The organism is Methylobacillus flagellatus KT (genome assembly GCF_000013705.1).
GTDB lineage: Bacteria > Pseudomonadota > Gammaproteobacteria > Burkholderiales > Methylophilaceae > Methylobacillus > Methylobacillus flagellatus.
Map to the genome: position 1 here is coordinate 1,556,416 of NC_007947.1, position 18,397 is coordinate 1,574,812.

An 18,397-nucleotide genomic window follows, 5' to 3' on the forward strand; every position below is an offset into this window, starting at 1 on the left:
TTCCTTTATTCGTTCAAGGCCTTAGCTCCAGATACGGGAGCCCAGGTAGATGGTCATGTAAAGCGGTATCCAGGCCGCCGCAACGAAATACCAATACAGGCCATTCACGGTGACGGCGATCCTTTTCTCCGGCGTGAAATAACGCCTGCGCGCCAAATAGACGATCACCAGTGTCTTGAAAATCACCGCGATCACATGGGCGCTATGGAAACCGATCATGAGCCAGACCACCGAGCCGTAGGCATGGGTGTCCCAGCGGAAATCGACATGACTGGCATATTCGTAGGCCTTGATACCGAGAAATACCAGTGCCAGGGCGATGCTGATCAGCGGCATCCATGCCAGCGGCTTGGGGTCGCCACGCTTGAAGGCCTTGTCCGTGAGATAGACCGGCACCATGCTGACCAGCAGGACCACCGTGGACAGGGTGGGCAGCAGGAGCTCTGGCGGACTGGTGCCCGCGGGTGGCCAGGCCGTATGGTTGCCTTGCAGGTAGAAGAAGCTCGCGATGAGCGTGGCAACCACCGTTCCCTCCACCGTCATGAGCCCGACGATGCCCCACCACAGGGGCGACCTGAAGTCGTAGCTGTAATCCGGCAGCTTGCTGGCGTCAATGTCGGCATGCAGGGTCATTTTGCTACTCCCAATCGTTTTGGCCATACCCAGCCGGTGATCGCGATAAAGCACAGCACAAAGCCCAGCAGCGGGATGGCCAGGTGCGCCATCAGGCCAGCGAAGGTAATCGCGGTGGCAACTGCAAGCCAGAAGGGCCACGGTGATGGGCCGGGTAGCGGCTGTCTCGCTTCCGGGTGCGATTCGAGGATGGAGGTGAGCAGGATCTCGCGCCGGTCGCTGCGGATGCCGGTGACGACGGGGTTCTGCTCCAACCCGCCAGTGCCGGACCACAAGGGATAGCGGCTGTCCACGGTGCGGATATGGCGGAAATTGTACGAAGGGGGAGGAGAGCTCGTCGCCCATTCGAGGGTGTCTGCATTCCATGGGTTGTCCCCGGCGATGTTGCCGCGCTTGAGGCTAATCAGCACATTGACCAGGGTCAGCATCAGGCCCAACGTGAATACGGCTGAACTGATGCTGATGAAGAGGTTGGCCTCGTTCCAGCCCAGGCCGTCGAGATACGTGTAGACGCGCCTGGGCATGCCTTCCAGCCCGAGCTTGTGCATCGGGAAGAAGGTGAGGTTGAAACCGGCGAAAGTCACCCAGAACGCGACCTTGCCGAGACGCTCGCTCATCATGCGGCCTGTGAACTTGGGGTACCAGTAGTACAGCCCGCCCAGCAAGGGAAACACCGCACCGCCGATCAGCACGTAATGGAAGTGGGCGACAACGAAATAGGTGTCGTGTGCCTGCATGTCGAACGGCACCGAGGCCACCATGACGCCGCTGAGCCCGCCGATGATGAAAATGAGGAAAAAGCCCAGTACGTGCAGCAAGGGCGTGGCGAGCTTGGGCTTGCTGCCCCAGAGCGTCGCGATCCAGCAGAATATCTGCACGCCGCTCGGGATGGCGATCATGGCGCTGGATGCGGTGAAGAAGTTGGACCCGAGCTGGGGCAGCCCCGCCGTGAACATATGATGCACCCAGAGACCGAAGCCGATGAAACCAATGGCGACGATCGAGAGCACGATGGGGATATAGCCAAAGATGGGCCGCTGCGTGAAGGTAATGATGATGCTGGAGACCATGCCCAGTGCGGGGATGAAGATGATGTACACCTCGGGGTGGCCAAAGAACCAGAACAGATGCTGCCACAGGATGGGATCGCCCGAGGCCGCAGTGAAGAAATGCATGCCGGCCATGCGGTCGAGCGCAAGCATTAGGCTTGCGATCACCAGCGGCGGCAAGGCAAACACGATCATGAACGACATCACCAGCACAGCCCAGACGAAGATCGGCATGCGGTTGAGCGACATGCCAGGCACCTTGCACTTGAAGATGGTGGCGATAAGCTCGATCGCGGCAACCAACGCCGAAATTTCCATGAAGGTCACCACTGTCGTATAGAAGTCCAACCCCAGGCCGGGCGAAAAGCTGGCACCGGCCAGCGGCGGATAACTGAACCAGCCCGCATCGGGCGCGATTCTCAGCAGCAGTGCGGCATACATCATGACGCCGGCAATGAGATAGATGTAGTAACCAAAGGCATTGAGCCGCGGAAAGGTCATGTCCCGCGTGCCCAGCATGAGCGGAATGATGTAGACCGCAAAGCCTTCCATGACGGGGATCGCGAACAGGAACATCATGGTGATGCCGTGCATGGAGAACACCTGGTTATAGGTTTCGGGATCCATGAAGTCGTTCTCGGGCACCGCGAGCTGCAGGCGCATCAACAGCGCCAATATCACGCCCAGGATAAAGAAGATAAACCCGGTGACGATGAAGCGCATGCCGATATTGGTCTGGTTGACATGGGTGAACCAGGCGAAGAATCCGGGCGGGGAGGCCCAGGTGCGCTCCAGTTGCCGGGTTTCCTCGTCGTCGTGGTGGATGGATGCTGAGTCGGTCATTCGTTACTCCAGGCTAAGCAAATATTCGACAAGGTTGCCAAGATCCTCTCCGGTGAGCATCGTTGCCGGCATGTGGCTGCCGGGCTTGAAGCTCTGCGGGGTGAGTATCCACGCAGACAATGTGCCGGGCATGTTCTCCAGCGTGCCCGCCGCCAGCGTCTTGCGCGAGCCGATATGCGTCAGGTCCGGCGCGACGCTGGCAAGAGCGGTAGTACCGCGGATCGCATGGCACATGGCGCAGCTCGAGCGTAGGAATACCTGCCTGCCCTTGGTTTCATTCTCGGTGGCGGGCTCGCGTGCCGGCTGCGCCTGCCGCTGCAACCATGTCTCGAAATCCTCTTCCGGCACCGCATCCACGGTGAAGGCCATCTTGGCATGCTGCTTGCCGCAGAACTCGGTGCACTGACCGCGGTAGCTGCCGGGCTGGTCGGCCTGCACCCAGGTCAGGTTGCGCTTGCCCGGCACCATATCCGTCTTGCCGTTCAATTGCGGAATCCAGAAGCTATGGATGACGTCGCTGGCTTCGAGCGCAATGCGCACGGGTTTGCCAACCGGGATGCGGATCTCGTTGGCCGTCTTGGCGACATGGTTGCCTTCCGTATCGAGGTAGTCCACCTCCCACCACCATTGGTGGCCCGTGACCTTGATGGTCAAGGCATGCTCGGGCATCGGTGCGACGATTTCGCGGTTGACCGCGGCGCTGGAGATGACGAAGACCGTCAAGATCAGGGCCGGGATCACCACGCCCGAGATGAAAACCAGGTTGCGGCTTTGCGTAAAGGTAAGCGGGCGGGGTTCGGCATTATTCCTCGCCCTCAACAGAGCCACGGCGAGCATGGCCAGCACGATGAAGAGGATGAGACCGCCAACTGCCACCATGCCCCAAAACAAGTCCGCGACGACCTTCGCCAGCGGGCCTTCGGGCTGCAGGGCTGATTGGTTCGCATCGGCGGGTAAACAAATGCACATGAACCAGGTGCTTGCCCAGGCAGTGCCTGGCAGTACGGAAGTTCGGTGTGAAGATTGTTGCTGTGGCGGGCTCATGGCGTCTTGACCTCGCGCTTGTCGGACTCGGCCTGCTCCTGTAGTGGTCGGCTGCTGGCGCCAGCAGGCAGGTCCTTGGAGAGCCCGCCTAGGGAGCGGACATAGGCCACGATCTTCCAGACCTCCTGCTCGGGGATCTTGCCATGAAACGCCGGCATGCCGTTGGGGCGGCCTTCCATGATGGAGGCAAAGATCTGCGCTGGCTCGCTGCCGTAGATCCACTGCTTGTCCATGAGCGGCGGCCCCATGCCGCCACCGCCGTGGGCGTGACAGCCAGTGCAGTTAAACCAGCTGTAAAGCCGTTTCCCCTCGTTGATGGCATGGCGGTTGTCCATGTAGGGATGTTGTGTGATGGTCGCATCCTCGGTCCCGGGGCCAAATTCCGTCATCCGGGCAGCAGGAGGCGAGGGCGGGTTGTCGGCATTGCGCAGGGCGGCCTGGTCTTCGCAGCCGCTCAGCATCAGTACAGCGAGCATGGCCACCGTTTTGTTATAGGGAAAACACATACAATTGCCCTCCCTTGTCAGTATGTTGCGGCAAATCCTTCATGGCATTGACGAAGCCCAGGGCCGCAGTGCCGTCGCGCGCATCCAGCCCACCGGAAACGATGGCGCCTGACCAGCCACCTACACCAGAAAATATGGCGACGTACTGCTTGCCGTCTTTATCCTGGAAAGTCACCGGCTGTCCAACGATGCCGGAACCTACGCGATATTTCCACAGCAGCTCACCGGTCTTGGCATCCAATGCCTTGAACCAGCGGTCCATGGTGCCGTAGAACACAATGTCTCCCGCAGTCGCCACTGTACCGCTCCAGACCGGGAATTCCTCCTTGATGCTCCAGACCTTGCTACCCGCGACCGGGTCCCAGGCCGTATAGGCGCCACGGTGCCCCCCAGGCCCGGCAAACATCTTCACATCGGAGCCAACGTAGGGTGTCCCGGCGATATAGTTGGCCTGCGTACCGTGCATATCCATGCACAGATTGTTATGTGGCATATAGATGAGCCCGGTTCTGGGGGAATAGGCGGACGGCTGCCAATCCTTGCCGCCAGGGGCCGCAGGGCAGATGTTGTGCACCGTGCGGTTGGTCCCGGGCTGCTTATCTTTCACCTTGCGCATCTGACCGGTCTTGAGGTCGACCCCATCTGTGACATTGACTGGCACGTAGGTGTTGGCGGACAAGACCTCGCCACTGGTGCGGTCCATTACGTAGACATGACCGTTGCGCTCCGGCCTGACCAATACCTTGCGCTGCTCACCGTTGAAGGGCATGTCAATCAGCAGGCTTTCGTTGACGCCGTCGTAGTCATAGAGATCGTGCGGTTCAATCTGGTAGGCCCAGATCGCGCTGCCATCGTCCGGGCGGCGCGCGAATACCGTCAAAGTCCACTTATTGTCCCCGGGTCGGAAGTCTGGGTTCCAGGGTCCGGGATTGCCTGTGCCGTAATAGACCAGGTCCAGCTCCGGGTCATAGGAAAGCCAGCCCCATACCGTGCCGCCACCGATTTTCCACATTTCTGGCGGCCAGCTACTGGCTCCGAGGTCCTTGCCTTGATCCTGCGCATAAAACGGCCTGAACTCCTCGCCGATCAATACATCCTTGTCCGGGCCGGTGCTGTACGCGGTCCAGAGCAGTTCGCCAGTCTCGGTGTCCAGTGCCTTCAACCAGCCGCGCACGCCCATCTCGCCGCCGCTGTTGCCAACCAGCATTTTCCCCTTGACCACCAACGGCGCCATTGTCATCGTCTCTCCGCGCTGGAGATCGCCCACCTTGGTTTTCCATAGCTCCTTGCCCGTGTCTGCCTCCAGTGCAATGGCATGGTTATCCAGCGTATTGAAGAACAATTTGCCATTCACATGCACCAAGCCGCGGTTCACCACATCGCAGCAGGCCATGCCTTGCGATTCCTGATGCGTATCAGGTTTGTATTCCCATTTTTTGCTGCCATCCAATGCCAGTGCATACACGGTATTCGGGTAAGGCGTGACCACATACAAAGTATCGTCAACAAACACGGGGGCCGCCTCGTGCCCGGGGGTAAGGCCGGTCGAAAATGTCCAGGCAAGCTTCAAATCCTTCACGTTATCGCGATTGATTTGAGAGAGGCCGCTATAGCGCGTGCTGGCATAATTTTTTGCCGGCATGGTCCATTGGCCATCCTCATCGGCTTCCAGCCAGGTAGGGGGGGAAGAATTGTTATGTGGATAATTGCCCTGGGCAACTGAAGGTGGCGATGAATCAGGGTTGGGGGGCGCGCTATCCTGACTACAGGCAGCTGTGAGAAAACCGATCAACAACAATATTGAGTAAAGGAAAAAATCTTTGTATTGATGCACGCGATAATTCCTTTCAGCAGTGTTATCAGGAAACAGGAAATGCAATCTAAAACGTGGTTTTCTCCTATTGGTAGGAATTCCATTGGGTAAGTTTCACAAAATATTTCATAAAAATATCCAATGTAATTTCATGTAAATTTTTCCGTATAACTCAAGTCAATGCTAATGCATTGTGTAGTATTAACTTTCTTCATTTGCCAAAATTTTTTGTAATACTCTCTGACAGAAAAATTAGAATAATCCGATTGATATCCACGACTCATCTCAGGCGGAATGAATAATCTTGGGCAGGGAAGGGCAGGCTGTCATTCGCTCTCAATATAACCTTGGAGGAATCGAATGCAGGATTTTTTGGAAATCAATACCTTTATTGGGCTGTCATTATTACAATGGCTTACATTAATAATCGTTGCAATATCTTCCTACTTTTTTCTCAGCTACCTTTGCTCGATTGCAATCAAGAAATTATCAGTCGATGTCAGTGGAACGGAAAACAGATTTAATCATGCACTGGCGGAAGTGCTGCGCAGTACCCAGAAAATCACCTTGGCATTATTTGCGCTACTGATTGCTCTGCAGTTTCTTGATCTTTCTGAAAAATGGGAACACCGCCTGAGCCACTTGACCTTCTTCGTGATTGGCATCCAGCTTGCACTCTGGGTGAGTAAGAGCATTACCATCTGGTCCAATATGCAATTGCTGGAAAAGGATGAGCAAGCGCCTAATCCCGTCATCACCTCAATGCTCAGCTGGATACTGAAAGTTGCCATCTGGTCCATCGTCCTGCTGGCGATTCTTTCCAATGTCGGCATCAATATCACCGCATTCATCGCCAGTCTGGGTGTGGGGGGCGTTGCAGTCGCCCTGGCGGTTCAGAATATTCTGAGCGACCTGTTTGCCTCCCTGGCGATTGGCTTGGATAAACCATTCGTCATCGGTGACTTTGTTGTTTTCGGCGAAGTAGCTGGCAGCATCGAGAGAATAGGGCTGAAGACCACGCATATCAGAAGCATCAGCGGCGAGCAAATCGTATGCAGCAATACGGAGCTTCTCAAAAATACCATCCATAACTATAAGCGCATGTCAGAACGCAGGGTGGAGTTCAAATTTGGTGTCACATACGATACCCCTCCAGCCATCCTTGCCAAGATCCCCGGCATTGTAAAATCTGCAATAGAAAAATCTGAACATACGAGATTTGATCGAGCACACTTGAAAGGTTTTGGCTCCAGTTCATTGGATTTTGAAGTCATCTATTTTGTCGACTCCAGCGATTTCAATTTATACATGGACATACAACAAGAAATTAACTTAGACCTGATTAAAGAATTTAATAAACTGAACATTAGCTTCGCCTTGCCCACGACAAATATGCACATTCGGACACTGGAAGCTGTAGCGGCATGATATGGAAACTCTGTTTCGAATCATTTTCAGTCGCGCGCTTTGATCGTGGTTGACAAAGTCAAAATATCGAAAGACCAGCAACTATGACTCAATCTTAATGGAGTACTCCTAAAAACGATGCTGACGGAATTTCCGGCGCTATGTGGCGTTTTCGGTATGAATTGATACTTATCAATGGTTGCCAGAAAACGTTGGGTGGATGTCAGGTTTTCCTATTTAAAAATCAGCTAATGCTTATCTTGTATTAGATTTAAAAGCATAAAATCACCGACTATGTCGATATTTGAGCTTTTAATGGTACAAGTGGCTATTGGGGTGATACTCTGTGTTGTACTCAGACAATCCGCTTTCAAAGCGACAGAGCTTGATCTTCTCATGGCGCGCCTGATTGCGGCCTGCGATGGCGACACGGAAAAAGCTTGGCTTTTGATTGATGATGAACGCAAATTGGATTCGTGCAGTATGACGATCGATGCCGTTAGAAGTGTGCTAAATCGTATTGAGAAATCCAAACGCTAACTGCCGAAGTCTAGGGCTGCCTGAGGCCATCATATAGACCAGCACCATTATCCAACGCGCCAAGGCGTTTTGACGAGAGCTGACTCCTCAACCTCTGCCACAAGTATTTCTCGCCTGGTAGATAAAAGGTGTTAAGGTGTATTTCGCCTACGGAAAATCCGCAAAGCGTAACTTAGGAAATTCATGAATTTCAATAACGGTTACGGGGCATCAGGCCTTATTGTGCTGATGATTATTGTCGTCTCACTGAGTTGGATAGCTGCAAAAATACTAAACTATCTATAGCAGGTAATACAAAAAAGCCCTGATCAGGGCTTTTTTTGTTGTGTGAGTGCCTAAGTGCCTCCTATTTAGCTTTCAATCAAGAAAAAGATTTTAGTTAGCTTTACACTTCGCATAATGTATATTATGTAAAATTGACGGACAAATTTTTATGGTCCGTTCTGTAGATCAATTCGAGACTCTTCTGAGGATTCGGGTTAGCCAAGACCTGTTCCAGACGCCTGCCGCTAACGACACTCAGTTCACAGTAATACCTGCATATCGCATTCACTAGTTCTTGGTCATATCCCATTTCTACTAAACGCAGCTTTTCCTTCAGCACATATCTATAATATCGACGCCGTTTAACCCTGGAATGACGTTCAACACGAATCACCCAATATAACTGTTTCAATTTATCTGCCCATAAAGGCACATCAACATAATGGAATTGCTTAGACTGGTAACTCATTTCTACGAGCGATTTTTTTCTTGTTACCTATATCTTACCCTTAACCGGCGATTTTAAACGCGTTCTGCAAATATGAAAAAACCCCGCAATTGCAGGGTTTGTGAAATTAACTACTTTTTACCGTAGGTTGCATCGTGATCAGGCTCAATGGTAAGAAATCTTAAATACTCACCTTGCCTAATGGCCGTTGCTCTACGTGCCTGAGTGATACGAAGAGAATATATAGCATCAATTCCTTGAGGTGGTTTGATACTAATAATCTTTTCCCATTTCAAGCCTTGATCTCTATATAACTGATCCCAATCAAGCTTGGAAAGCTTTTCAAGTGTATTGATCACTCGATTGCGTTCAGTTTTGTCGAGACCAAATAAGTTTTGTTGGAATACTTCGTTATTAATATCCAGTTTAACTCTTATGCTCATCGGAATTGATCTTTCTTGATAACGCATCAAGATCATTGATTTCCTCAGGTTTGGTGCTTAAAGCAATGTCTAAAGCACGATCCAAATCTCTCTTTGCACCTGCTTCATGTAGCCATAGTTCGTTATCAGGAATGATACGTGCTGTACGTATAAGCCAGACACCTGGCTCGCGCTCCTCAACTAAAACTTGCCTACCAGCGAATTCCTTGCCTAATGAGATCTGTCCGTTAGAACCAATCATTTTGACGCTGGATTTAGAAATATCTTGCGTATTCATGAATTTTTCTCACCTCCTCAGAGGTCATGTGTATGTTTGCGTGTATGTGTATGTTTGCGTGTATGTGTATGTTTGCGTGTATGTGTACCTAATTTGGTGCCGCACAAATTAACTATAGCACTATTTTCGTCTATTCAGCAAGATCAAAACTATTTGAGAATGAAAGTCTCAGATTCCTGGCTCCTGATAGCCATAACAACGTTCTATCTCGGCTTTGCATAATTTGCGCTGGGAAGTCTTCCAGGCCGTGCAACATGGCGATGTCAAAGGCATCTTTGATCATTTCAGTAATATTTTGGGAACCCAGCCAATGCTGAACGACTTCAGGTTTTGGAGCGCCCTTACTAGCCCAATAGCGTTTTGATGAATGCTCGAGCATGTTGAAGGATTTATCCAGGTACTTTGTCAGGTAACTGGCGAGCTTGGCGCTTTTCCATGTGCCTTTAGGTTGCCCAAACCGCTTTCTAGGGCCAACGACATCGACTTGCCCCATGACATCTTTACCAGTAGCACCCAAGCAGCCGAGAACCTTGTACCAGCAGGTACGCATGTATTTGATGTCCTGGCGACCTTGCACGGCCAAGTGCAAATGCCAAGCACCACGTTCTTGTTGTTCTCTTGCCGCAACGTATTTCCAGTCTGGATACCTGGCGAGCATGAGACGGCGGAATTGGTCAAAATCGCGCTTGAGCTGCTCGGTGTCTTGCATGTTGTCTCGATAGGTCAACGTCACCAAGTGATCAGCCTTGAGACGATGGACTAGCCATCTGATGCTTTGCTTTGCTCGACGGATGGCGCGGAGCTTGTTTTCTTCGTCTTTACGCGCCCTTTCTTCCTCAGGCAGCTCTACCTTGGAAGGCGCTTTCTTGAGGCCGTGAGAGCGACTACGCGCCAGCTCCAGCATATGATTTACGGGTTTTACTGTTACTTCAATGACTTCTGGGAATTTCCGGACGGTCATTTTGAAGCTTGCATCAATTCCGTGTGCTACACTATTCAACATGTCGCATGAGTTCCTTCAAGATGGTCATGTGGCAGGGCTAGGACGGGTGCAACCGACTAGCCCATTTTTTTATCTACTACTTCCCTACTCTGTTTTATATGCCCTATTCCTCGGGCGTTTTCCTCTTCATTTACGTTATGTGTCCGTAAGATGAATCTAGGCGCGCTGCCGCGCGCTATCGCGTGCGGTCAGCGCACCTTAATTTCATGCGACGACAGCAAGCCTTGTAATAGCCGGGGCTTTGCCGCCCCGGACCCTGCAAGAGGTTAAAGCGAACGTGTTCGCTAGCGCTCATTTCTATTGAGGTGCTGGAACTACATATGAGCAATAGCATCAAGACCGCTCCTTAAACGGCATCCTTCCCATTCAAAATTCAGAATGGGCCCCTTCCATTTACCGCGCCGCTTCGCGGTTTCAGTCTTGACCCTATCACTCATATCCAGCAGTCGGCAGGTATGCCGTATGTGACGCAAAAACACGTCACATACAGCACACCTGGAGCGCACAATGAAGATTAACCGGCAGTTCATGAAGCAAAAGGAATTCAAAGAGCGACAGCTTTGGCTAGACTTTGAATGCGCGACGGGCATTGCTTTGCAGGCGATCAGCGAGGACATGGAAAAAGCCAGAGCTTGGTTTAAACGATGGGTTAAGGGATTCAAAACAAGACCATCCAGGCAACGAATTGAACAAGAGGATCTATTTAAAGGCGCTGTACCTGCATAACTAGCAGGATGTCGCTTTTCTCATCTGAATCGGTGTTGGCATTGAACAACCTCGGCAGGAAGCTCAAGCCCTGGCGCTGCTTGCTGAGCCTAGACTCATTCAAGCCGCCGAGCAGGATCAATTCACCGTCTCTAGTATTCACTACCGTCTTGATTTCACGCTTTAACAGTGTTGGCGACTGATTAACACCTGTTGTCGTGGGCTGGAAGCTGGATATTTGTTGCGTAATGTCCAGCTCGATGGTTTCGGCGAGAATTTTGGGAGTGATCTCCAGGATGACGCCGGATGGCCTGTAAATGATGGACTGGACGGGATTGCCGTTATTGGTTTGTGTCGTAGATGCGATCGTGGGTGTTTCAGTGCCCACGCTGAAGCGGGAGTTCTTGCCGTTCTTGACGCGCAGGGATGGCGCACTGACTTGCTTGAAACGGTTATCCGAATCAAAAGCCGAAATCAGGACATCGATATTGGGCAATGACAGCTTGAGCTGATTGGATTGCGTTGCGCCATTTTCAATCGTAATGCCCAGCCTGGAGTTCAACAGGCTGACAGCAGCAGATATGGCATTCAAGTCGCGGACCGTATTGGTAACTTCGTAGATATAGGCTTTAACAACGACTTCATTCGCCGGCCTGTCCAGGTCAGCGAGGATAGTTTTCAACATGTCTTGCTTGGATTCATCCGCCCGGTAAAACACAACGTCATCCGTGATGGCCTGGACTTCAGCACCGGCAAACTTGAGTAAATCGCCGATTTCCTTTTGGTCACGATATTGCGGCCGGTATGAATAGACCGGCAGGTCAGACGGCAGCGCAGCCTGCGGATGATCCTGGGCAGGTTGCTCATGATCAGCAGCCATTGGCGGAGGATCACCCGGCAGCGATGGAGGCATATCCATGTGTGCCTGATTTCGAGTCAGGTATAGATACTCGGAGCGCTCCTGCAACAGGATGCCGTTCTGTTCCAGGACATCCGCTACCAGGGATTGAAGCTTGTCTTCCTTGGCTGCCTTGATGGAGACGGTAATGGTGCGGCCATCGGTCAGGACGTCAGGAGACAGGATGTAGTTTTTCTTGATGATGCCCTTGAGGACGGTTTGAGCAAATTCCGGAATGGTAACAGCGGCGAATTCAAGATTGACTTCAGCCCGGGCCAGAAGCGGCATGGAAAAGATCAGGATTGCGAAGGCTTTTTGTACCATGATTGGCCTACCTTATAGTAAGTGCCGGTAGCGTCTTTCCTAGACTCCCATGATTCCAGGACAAGACCGGCTTTTGTGGTGATGATGAAATGATCGCCGAGGTCCATGAGGCCCTTGATTTCCTCAATGGAGGCCGCAGGCGCAGCGGTGACGGTTTGTGGCTTGACGTTGTTTGCGTAGCTGATCCAGGAGAACAAGGCAACGATGGCGATAGAGATGCCGGCAAAGGCATGGATGGCATAGGACCAGCGCTGGTAAAAGGACATATAGCGCCCTTTCAAGTGCCAGGGGCTGAGCACGCAGAATGTGCCCGTGACTTGTGCCGGATATTCCTTGACCTGGCGCTTACCAGATTGATCAATGATGTAGCCATACAGGGTCAGGTCACGTTCAATTTCATCCGTGAATACCTGGTCAGTGTTATAGGCGTCATAAAGCTTGTTGCCGCGATACCACCAGGTATCGACTTTCGGGGAGTAGTCCTGTTTGCCATAGCGGACGATGCCCATATGAACTTGTGGCAGCCTACCTTTCAAGCCGAGCAGCCGGAGGATAGGGCCGAGAAATGGGATGCTGAGGCGATCCGTACGTTTGCAGACGACTTTATGCTCAATGAGCGCCCTTCTGGCCTGGGCATCGATGGATTCGATGTCCTGAGTAATGAACAAGGTATGCCAATGGTTTTTACGCACATGGCGCAGGTATTTGATTACCTGGTCACGTGCCTTGCCTTGCCATTCTCTGGAATTAAGAAAGACGGCGAGTTCATCGAGCGCGACCAATCCGAACGTGCTTTCATTTCGGCTGCTTGAAGCCATACCCAAAGCCCAAAGATCATCAGCAGAAGGAAAATCCGGTAGCCTGACATGTGTAGCCCTACTGGTAGGAGGAAGAAAGTTTTCTGGGTAGATATCCATATTAGTGGCGACAGGCAGGCCAGCGGCGAGGAAGTCCATGATTTTGCCGGTGGAGATGATGGACTTCCCCGCACCGAGATCACCCGTTAACGTCCAGTTCGCCATGGTCAGAAGCGCAATGTAGCCTGGGTGAAATCACGGCTCAGGTGCTTATGCCAGTCATAGACCCGCTTGGTAATCAATACCGTGACGTAGAAAGAGATGAAGGCCGGCGTGGACGGCGGCAGGAAAGCCAGGCCGAAAGCAACCCCTGTTGGCGTAATGGGACGGAGCACATTCAAGCCAATATAGGTAGCAGACAAGAAGGCAGTGAACAGCCCGATAATGAACGTTACATAGCCAAGAAAATAGGCGCTTTTCTTGAGGCCGCGAAGGATAAACCAGGTCACGACCTTTTCAACAATGCTAGCCAGACCGATGAAGAGCCAATGCATCATGCACCCCCTTCTGGGCGTTCAGTGATGAGGTTGAAAACACCTATAGCGGTCAGGACAAAGAAAATAAAGGCCAGTGCAGGATGCAGGTAAGGCTGAGCTTCGCAGATGCTGATTTCATAGGACTGGCCGAGGAACTGGAAACTTAGATTGCAATTGGCGGATTCATCCTGCATTGCCAATGTCCATGGAGACGCAGGCAGGACTTTTTCTGTATAGAGCTGCAATAGGCCGGATTCATTGACCATGGAGCGCATGTTGGCCGTCAGCGTGGTAAAGGTGGAATCCTGGGATGCGTTCAACACGTCAGGCAGCCCCTGCCCCGCCAGTTCAGGTTGAGCGCCCTGCCCTGAGAGTAACTGCCTGGTGTCATAGGTGATGTCACGGAGATTGGATAGCGTGACTTCAGTAGCGCAATGAGCACAGTCGCCAGTGCCGGAGCCAGTGCCACCGGGAATGAGTGTCGTGCCAGTCAGATCGCCAGTGCCAGGATAGGTAGCCGTGGATTGTCCGGAGACAGTGGATCCGGAACCAGAGCCGGAACCGCCAGAGATGGTCGTGACTTGCTGGCTTGTGGTGTTGTTCCCGTAATTAGGGACTGTATGCGTGACAGTCGCGCCGCCAGTAGCCGAGTTCAGTTCTATAGTGACTTTTTCGCCTGTTGAAGCATCCGTGTAGCTGATTCTATTAGGTGCTTCCTGGACTAGATTGGGATTGTTGTCCGCCGGGTTTTGCTGAGGATCACGGACGAATTGATTGCCTTCACGGCGGAATTCATCCTTGCCTTTTTCTGGCTTTTTGACTTGTTCGGGATTCTGTAGGACACAAGAGGTTGTCCCAGAATAGCCAGGAGGACAAGTCATTACCTTATCAACAGTACCACCCGGGAAAGTACCAGGGACAACATTGTATTGATTAGGGACGAAATCGACTTCACTCACGGTCATGGTAACTGCACATCTGCCATTTCCGTCATCAGCATATGTTGTCGTTAAAGTGTATTTGCAAACGCCATAATTCTGACACTCAGCCCTGCTTGACGTGGAAGCAGGACAAGACAATTGGACATCCATGGAAGGAGGCGGAGTCTTATCATCCTGCCAGCCCTCAGGAACAGTTAAAGGCTTATCAGGATCAATTTGAACGGTAATTGGCTTAGACGCCAGGTCAGAATTTGAATTGTTGTCTTTTGCAGTTATGGATAAAGCAGCAACCAAGTTAGCAAACCCGAGCCCGCTAATCAAAAGTGGTCCGCCGAGATCACCGGCAGATACCAAAATAGCAATACCAGCCAATGGAAGAAACGCCTTGGCAGCGACAGGGATAGTCAAGGCCGCAATGGCAGTTAAGGCAATGAAGGTTTTTTTGATTGGCTTCATGTTGAAAAAGCCGGGTTTCCCCGGCTCTCCGTGATTACTTCACGCCAGCCTTGCCAAGGCCTTTCTTGGCAGCGGTCAGGATGAACCAGGCAATGGATACACCGGCAACAATGGGGATGAATTGCACGGCGATATCCTTGACGGTATCAATGGCGTCAGTGCCGATGCCAGTCAGTGCGTCAGCAGGCAAAAGGCTTGCAGCCGAAGCGATTTCCGGCATGGTGACGGTTGCGACAGCAGCAGAGGCCATCAATGTTTTGAGCAAAGCAGATGCTTTCATGATTAACTCCTTGTGAAATTTTGAAAAAAAGAAATAGCGCTCCCCAGCATGAAACCAAGGATGTAGCTTGCGCCGAAGCTGACAAAGAACCACTTCATAAATATTGCAATTGTCATCTTGCAATGCCTTTTCCGCCGCTGATCCCGAAACTAAAGCCAAACAGGGAGGCAAAGAGAACAGCGCAGAGAATGATGATGTCATCACCCGAAATGCTCGAAAGCTTGGTGTCAGGCGTGACTGTTTCCAAAGGGGGCTGGACGATTCCAGGCGTGCCGTTACCGTTAATGACTACATTGGCTGGCGTGGGTGTGTGGTCAGTGTCGCAGGCTTGGAGTATTACGGTTTTCCAATCATTCGGCGAATATGTATTGTTATCCCACCGTACTTTAAACGTCACTGTAGACGTTGCAGGATTGAAAGATATTGATTCAGGAAAATTATAAAAATGACCAGTATTGTCAAAGTGATGCGATGAATAGACCGCAGTAAAAGCATTCACCACTTGTTCAGAGGTGGTATAGCAATTCCCCAATACAGACCAGCCGGCAGCCATTTATGCAAGCACCCAAAGAAATCTAGCCAATGAGAAGACCAAGGCAATTACGCCCATGCCAAACAGGCATAGAAATAGCGCAATAAAAAATGGCCATAAATCACCAGTTACCTGATCAATAGCTTTAATAATTGCGTGGTATCGGTTCATGTTGGATTACCTAAATAACAAGAAATAAAAAAAATTAAACTTGATCCACTCGAATTAATTTATATGTGTACTCGATATCTATACGCACCCATGACGGGAGATGGTCATAGTCTTTATTGGCGTACATTTTTGAATATCCCGATTGGGATAGAAGACGCTTGCGACTAGGCAAGCTAAGGTTATTCCAGATGGTAGCCATATGATTTCCCCTGAAAGAATGGGGAGCGCTGCGCTCCCCTACCCTATTACTTGCCTGGTGCAGCCGGAACGAGCTTAGTTATACCGCCGCCGAGTTCCATGGTTTGATTGTTAACACGAGGTTCAAAGTCAGCCAGGTAGCGACCAGGCTTTGGCAATTCGGAACCACTAGGAAGCACAGTGCGGAATATTTGACGATCCTCACCGATTTCAAGAACACCTTGAATGCGGACCATTTTGTATGGATTGCCGGATGACTTGGCGATGCCTTCAATGAGTTCGGAGGCAGTAACATGGACTGGATACTGAGACATTTTCGAGTTTCCCTTTCTGGAAATTGATCTAAAAGAATCTAATATCCAATGGATATAAGATTAATTCTTACATTAAAGAATAAATCTTATATTGTCAAGAATTTTTCTTAAGTAGTACTATGAAAGAAAAAATCTTTCAAAAAAGGAAGAAAATCCAATGAAAACAATACTTTTGATTGCAACAGGGATATTGCTTGGAGGCTTAATGTTGGACTCAGCGTTGATTATGAAGCGCTATGGCAAGGCAGACTTCATCGGCAATATGTTCACAGAAAGGCAACACCTGGTAGGAATCGAAAAACTAGGGGTTATGCCGCTGAAGCAAGAAAACGGAAAAATTCAATACGTAATGGTGAAAGGTAGAGATACCGCCGAATGCAAGAAAATCTACAAAACTGACGCCATTACTAATGAAGTAGCCAGATGCACTGTAGATCACTGGGAACCTAAGAGATGAACGCTTATATATTGGTAGAAATAGGAAAGCAAAAGCAGCAGATTGCAAGCGATAGAGCTTTTGCATTGAAAAATGGCTTCACAACCCAAAACATTACCGATTGGAAATCAGGTAAATCTTTACCAACTTGGCAAAACATGGAAAAGCTAGCTAGCGCTGCCAACCTGGAATTGTGGGAAGCAGTAAAGATCATGAAGGAAAACGAGGCGAAACTTAAGGAAGCAGGTTTTGCAAGGATGGAAATGATGGCAGTGCTGGGAACCGTTTCCGGTTTGACATTGCTGGGAGCGTCAGCCCTACCCTCTCAAGCCTTATTTGGTGCGCTTGCGCTAAGCCAGCTTTGTATATTATGTTAAATTATGGATCAATAATTACGCTTCGATCGATAGATGAACTCCAAGCTCATCTGCCTGGGTGGTCTATCCATCAACTCCAACATATGCCTGCCGCTAACTGCGCTCAAGCTGCATAGATATCTGCAAGTCGCTTCAATTTGCTCCGCTAGTCGGAGCTTTTCTTTTGCTATCCATCGATACAGCTTTCTACGCCTAGCGCCTTTGGGCCGTCGATCGACGGCCCTGATGATGAAATCCGTGTAGATATGCCATGCAGGAACGATTTTTTGTTGTTACTGATACCTTACCCCTAGGACACGCTTTTAAATGCGTCATCAAATGGGTGAATATTGGCTTGTTTGCGGTTGACTGCCTTGTTAGCAGGAGTTTTGACGAGGTTTGTCTACAGGGCGCGATTGAACCCATCGGTTAATACCGATACATAAAATCACGCGAAAAGGGGAAATAACAGGTGGGCGGGCGTAATGTCTACATGGGGGCTTAAAGCAGCCCCATACCCCTGCCATAATTAGGAGATTCAAATGAAAGCAATACTTATAGCACCCAGATCCTATATTAAAGACGGAATAGTTAATCTCGGAGATGGACCTAATGCAAAAATCGGAGATAATCTTTACTATCTTTTTGGGAGCGGGCGATACGGAACTATAGAATGCATTAATGAAGAAAATCAGCTAATTACCCTCAAACGCAGAGGCCATTTGAAAATATTTCCTATGCACACGATAGCAACAATATTATCTACAAAACCTTCGTAACAAAAAGCCCCGAAAGGGGCCTAAATTCAATTCAGGTGAATCCGCAGATCCCGCGGCAAGTGGTAATGCTTGGTTTTGTGACTGTATAGCGCCTGCAGGATCTGCCCTCGCCCGATCATCTGCATGACGGTGCTTTGCTTGAGGTGCTTTTGCTGGCAGAAGGTGCGCAGTCGGATATTTTCCAACCCTGAAACTTTCTCACCGCAGGTGATTTAATTCCAGGTTGATCCTGTTTTTTGACTTTGGATATAGGGGAAATATGAGGAAACTGGCGGAAGCGGTGAGATTCGAACTCACGAACCCTTTCGGGTCGCCGGTTTTCAAGACCGGTGCCTTCAACCACTCGGCCACACTTCCGTTTTAACATCAGTCATGTTGACTGAAGAAAGGCCGCCATTCTATCA

The 18,397-nt window shown here is 50.7% G+C and carries 20 protein-coding genes and 1 tRNA gene; 5 read left to right on the forward strand and 16 right to left on the reverse strand.

All coding sequences use genetic code 11. The annotated features are described in order from the left end of the window. Positions 1-21: 21 nt before the first annotated feature. The 5 genes from MFLA_RS07410 to MFLA_RS07430 form a co-directional block, all read right to left on the reverse strand. A complete protein-coding gene (locus tag MFLA_RS07410) occupies positions 22-633 on the reverse strand; it encodes a cytochrome c oxidase subunit 3 (RefSeq protein ID WP_011479669.1) in 612 nt (203 codons plus the stop codon). Then, positions 630-2,525 carry a cytochrome c oxidase subunit I gene (ctaD, locus tag MFLA_RS07415; RefSeq protein ID WP_011479670.1) on the reverse strand — a complete coding sequence of 632 codons (1,896 nt, stop codon included), beginning with the start codon at positions 2,523-2,525 and terminating at the stop codon, positions 630-632. Before ctaD ends, MFLA_RS07410 begins: the two co-directional genes overlap by 4 nt. A 3-nt stretch (positions 2,526-2,528) precedes the next feature. Beyond that, a complete protein-coding gene (gene coxB / locus MFLA_RS07420) occupies positions 2,529-3,494 on the reverse strand; it encodes a cytochrome c oxidase subunit II (protein WP_195741973.1) in 966 nt (321 codons plus the stop codon). Positions 3,495-3,565: 71 nt separating this feature from the next. After that, the gene (locus MFLA_RS07425) at positions 3,566-4,075 is read right to left on the reverse strand and encodes a c-type cytochrome (protein ID WP_011479672.1); all 510 of its coding nucleotides are present in this window, start codon (positions 4,073-4,075) and stop codon (positions 3,566-3,568) included. After that, positions 4,059-5,909 carry a methanol/ethanol family PQQ-dependent dehydrogenase gene (locus MFLA_RS07430; RefSeq protein WP_011479673.1) on the reverse strand — a complete coding sequence of 617 codons (1,851 nt, stop codon included), beginning with the start codon at positions 5,907-5,909 and terminating at the stop codon, positions 4,059-4,061. Before MFLA_RS07430 ends, MFLA_RS07425 begins: the two co-directional genes overlap by 17 nt. Positions 5,910-6,248: 339 nt before the next feature. Here MFLA_RS07430 and MFLA_RS07435 point away from each other — a divergent pair, with 339 nt between their 5' ends. Further along, on the forward strand, positions 6,249-7,316 hold the full coding sequence (locus MFLA_RS07435; protein WP_011479674.1) for a mechanosensitive ion channel family protein: 1,068 nt from the start codon (positions 6,249-6,251) through the stop codon (positions 7,314-7,316). Between the two features lie 273 nt (positions 7,317-7,589). Beyond that, a complete protein-coding gene (locus MFLA_RS07440; protein ID WP_011479675.1) occupies positions 7,590-7,835 on the forward strand; it encodes a hypothetical protein in 246 nt (81 codons plus the stop codon). Positions 7,836-8,678: 843 nt separating this feature from the next. Here MFLA_RS07440 and MFLA_RS07445 read toward each other — a convergent pair. From MFLA_RS07445 to MFLA_RS07455, 3 genes are all read right to left on the reverse strand, one after another. Beyond that, on the reverse strand, positions 8,679-9,017 hold the full coding sequence (locus tag MFLA_RS07445) for a hypothetical protein (protein ID WP_229407027.1): 339 nt from the start codon (positions 9,015-9,017) through the stop codon (positions 8,679-8,681). Then, positions 8,974-9,267, reverse strand: a complete 294-nt coding sequence (locus MFLA_RS07450; protein ID WP_011479677.1) for a hypothetical protein — start codon at positions 9,265-9,267, stop codon at positions 8,974-8,976. Before MFLA_RS07450 ends, MFLA_RS07445 begins: the two co-directional genes overlap by 44 nt. 130 nt (positions 9,268-9,397) lie before the next feature. Beyond that, the gene (locus tag MFLA_RS07455; protein WP_011479678.1) at positions 9,398-10,270 is read right to left on the reverse strand and encodes a rolling circle replication-associated protein; all 873 of its coding nucleotides are present in this window, start codon (positions 10,268-10,270) and stop codon (positions 9,398-9,400) included. A 507-nt stretch (positions 10,271-10,777) separates the two neighbouring features. Here MFLA_RS07455 and MFLA_RS07460 point away from each other — a divergent pair. Further along, positions 10,778-10,996, forward strand: coding sequence for a hypothetical protein (locus MFLA_RS07460; RefSeq protein WP_048811621.1), 219 nt, complete (start codon positions 10,778-10,780; stop codon positions 10,994-10,996). On the opposite strand, the gene MFLA_RS07465 is transcribed toward MFLA_RS07460, so the two are convergent. From MFLA_RS07465 to MFLA_RS07505, 7 genes are all read right to left on the reverse strand, one after another. Beyond that, positions 10,974-12,197 (reverse strand): type II secretion system protein GspD, encoded by a 1,224-nt coding sequence (locus MFLA_RS07465; RefSeq protein ID WP_048811622.1) that lies wholly within the window; start codon positions 12,195-12,197, stop codon positions 10,974-10,976. The two genes, MFLA_RS07460 and MFLA_RS07465, sit on opposite strands and share 23 nt — an antisense overlap. Then, positions 12,170-13,219 (reverse strand): zonular occludens toxin domain-containing protein, encoded by a 1,050-nt coding sequence (locus MFLA_RS14525; RefSeq protein ID WP_011479680.1) that lies wholly within the window; start codon positions 13,217-13,219, stop codon positions 12,170-12,172. The genes MFLA_RS07465 and MFLA_RS14525 overlap by 28 nt, the downstream gene beginning before the upstream one ends. Positions 13,220-13,221: 2 nt before the next feature. Beyond that, complete coding sequence (locus tag MFLA_RS07480) at positions 13,222-13,551, reverse strand: DUF5455 family protein (RefSeq protein ID WP_048811625.1); 330 nt, start codon at positions 13,549-13,551, stop codon at positions 13,222-13,224. Next, positions 13,548-14,927, reverse strand: coding sequence for a hypothetical protein (locus tag MFLA_RS14530; RefSeq protein WP_011479682.1), 1,380 nt, complete (start codon positions 14,925-14,927; stop codon positions 13,548-13,550). The genes MFLA_RS07480 and MFLA_RS14530 overlap by 4 nt, the downstream gene beginning before the upstream one ends. 34 nt (positions 14,928-14,961) lie before the next feature. Beyond that, the gene (locus MFLA_RS07495) at positions 14,962-15,207 is read right to left on the reverse strand and encodes a hypothetical protein (protein WP_011479683.1); all 246 of its coding nucleotides are present in this window, start codon (positions 15,205-15,207) and stop codon (positions 14,962-14,964) included. A 112-nt stretch (positions 15,208-15,319) separates the two neighbouring features. Further along, complete coding sequence (locus tag MFLA_RS14535; protein WP_195741974.1) at positions 15,320-15,760, reverse strand: hypothetical protein; 441 nt, start codon at positions 15,758-15,760, stop codon at positions 15,320-15,322. Between the two features lie 395 nt (positions 15,761-16,155). Continuing rightward, positions 16,156-16,422, reverse strand: coding sequence for a hypothetical protein (locus tag MFLA_RS07505; protein ID WP_011479685.1), 267 nt, complete (start codon positions 16,420-16,422; stop codon positions 16,156-16,158). 157 nt (positions 16,423-16,579) lie between these two features. Between MFLA_RS07505 and MFLA_RS07510 the strand changes: the two genes are divergently transcribed. Together MFLA_RS07510 and MFLA_RS07515 are read left to right on the forward strand one after the other, a co-directional pair. Further along, on the forward strand, positions 16,580-16,879 hold the full coding sequence (locus MFLA_RS07510) for a hypothetical protein (protein ID WP_011479686.1): 300 nt from the start codon (positions 16,580-16,582) through the stop codon (positions 16,877-16,879). Beyond that, positions 16,876-17,235, forward strand: a complete 360-nt coding sequence (locus MFLA_RS07515) for a hypothetical protein (RefSeq protein WP_048811629.1) — start codon at positions 16,876-16,878, stop codon at positions 17,233-17,235. The genes MFLA_RS07510 and MFLA_RS07515 overlap by 4 nt, the downstream gene beginning before the upstream one ends. Positions 17,236-18,262: 1,027 nt before the next feature. Here the strand turns inward: MFLA_RS07515 and MFLA_RS07520 are convergent. Further along, a tRNA-Ser gene (locus MFLA_RS07520) sits at positions 18,263-18,350 on the reverse strand. Between the last annotated feature and the right edge of the window lie 47 nt (positions 18,351-18,397).

What these genes read in the sequence shown, in the direction of transcription:
- MFLA_RS07410 (WP_011479669.1), bottom strand. Translation starts at nt 633, where the DNA reads ATGACCCTGCATGCCGACATTGACGCCAGCAAGCTGCCGGATTACAGC.
- ctaD (WP_011479670.1), bottom strand. Translation starts at nt 2,525, where the DNA reads ATGACCGACTCAGCATCCATCCACCACGACGACGAGGAAACCCGGCAA.
- coxB (WP_195741973.1), bottom strand. Translation starts at nt 3,494, where the DNA reads ATGTGCATTTGTTTACCCGCCGATGCGAACCAATCAGCCCTGCAGCCC.
- MFLA_RS07425 (WP_011479672.1), bottom strand. Translation starts at nt 4,075, where the DNA reads ATGTGTTTTCCCTATAACAAAACGGTGGCCATGCTCGCTGTACTGATG.
- MFLA_RS07435 (WP_011479674.1), top strand. Translation starts at nt 6,249, where the DNA reads ATGCAGGATTTTTTGGAAATCAATACCTTTATTGGGCTGTCATTATTA.
- MFLA_RS07440 (WP_011479675.1), top strand. Translation starts at nt 7,590, where the DNA reads ATGTCGATATTTGAGCTTTTAATGGTACAAGTGGCTATTGGGGTGATA.
- MFLA_RS07445 (WP_229407027.1), bottom strand. Translation starts at nt 9,017, where the DNA reads ATGCGTTATCAAGAAAGATCAATTCCGATGAGCATAAGAGTTAAACTG.
- MFLA_RS07450 (WP_011479677.1), bottom strand. Translation starts at nt 9,267, where the DNA reads ATGAATACGCAAGATATTTCTAAATCCAGCGTCAAAATGATTGGTTCT.
- MFLA_RS07455 (WP_011479678.1), bottom strand. Translation starts at nt 10,270, where the DNA reads ATGTTGAATAGTGTAGCACACGGAATTGATGCAAGCTTCAAAATGACC.
- MFLA_RS07460 (WP_048811621.1), top strand. Translation starts at nt 10,778, where the DNA reads ATGAAGATTAACCGGCAGTTCATGAAGCAAAAGGAATTCAAAGAGCGA.
- MFLA_RS07465 (WP_048811622.1), bottom strand. Translation starts at nt 12,197, where the DNA reads ATGGTACAAAAAGCCTTCGCAATCCTGATCTTTTCCATGCCGCTTCTG.
- MFLA_RS14525 (WP_011479680.1), bottom strand. Translation starts at nt 13,219, where the DNA reads ATGGCGAACTGGACGTTAACGGGTGATCTCGGTGCGGGGAAGTCCATC.
- MFLA_RS07480 (WP_048811625.1), bottom strand. Translation starts at nt 13,551, where the DNA reads ATGATGCATTGGCTCTTCATCGGTCTGGCTAGCATTGTTGAAAAGGTC.
- MFLA_RS14530 (WP_011479682.1), bottom strand. Translation starts at nt 14,927, where the DNA reads ATGAAGCCAATCAAAAAAACCTTCATTGCCTTAACTGCCATTGCGGCC.
- MFLA_RS07495 (WP_011479683.1), bottom strand. Translation starts at nt 15,207, where the DNA reads ATGAAAGCATCTGCTTTGCTCAAAACATTGATGGCCTCTGCTGCTGTC.
- MFLA_RS14535 (WP_195741974.1), bottom strand. Translation starts at nt 15,760, where the DNA reads ATGGCTGCCGGCTGGTCTGTATTGGGGAATTGCTATACCACCTCTGAA.
- MFLA_RS07505 (WP_011479685.1), bottom strand. Translation starts at nt 16,422, where the DNA reads ATGTCTCAGTATCCAGTCCATGTTACTGCCTCCGAACTCATTGAAGGC.
- MFLA_RS07510 (WP_011479686.1), top strand. Translation starts at nt 16,580, where the DNA reads ATGAAAACAATACTTTTGATTGCAACAGGGATATTGCTTGGAGGCTTA.
- MFLA_RS07515 (WP_048811629.1), top strand. Translation starts at nt 16,876, where the DNA reads ATGAACGCTTATATATTGGTAGAAATAGGAAAGCAAAAGCAGCAGATT.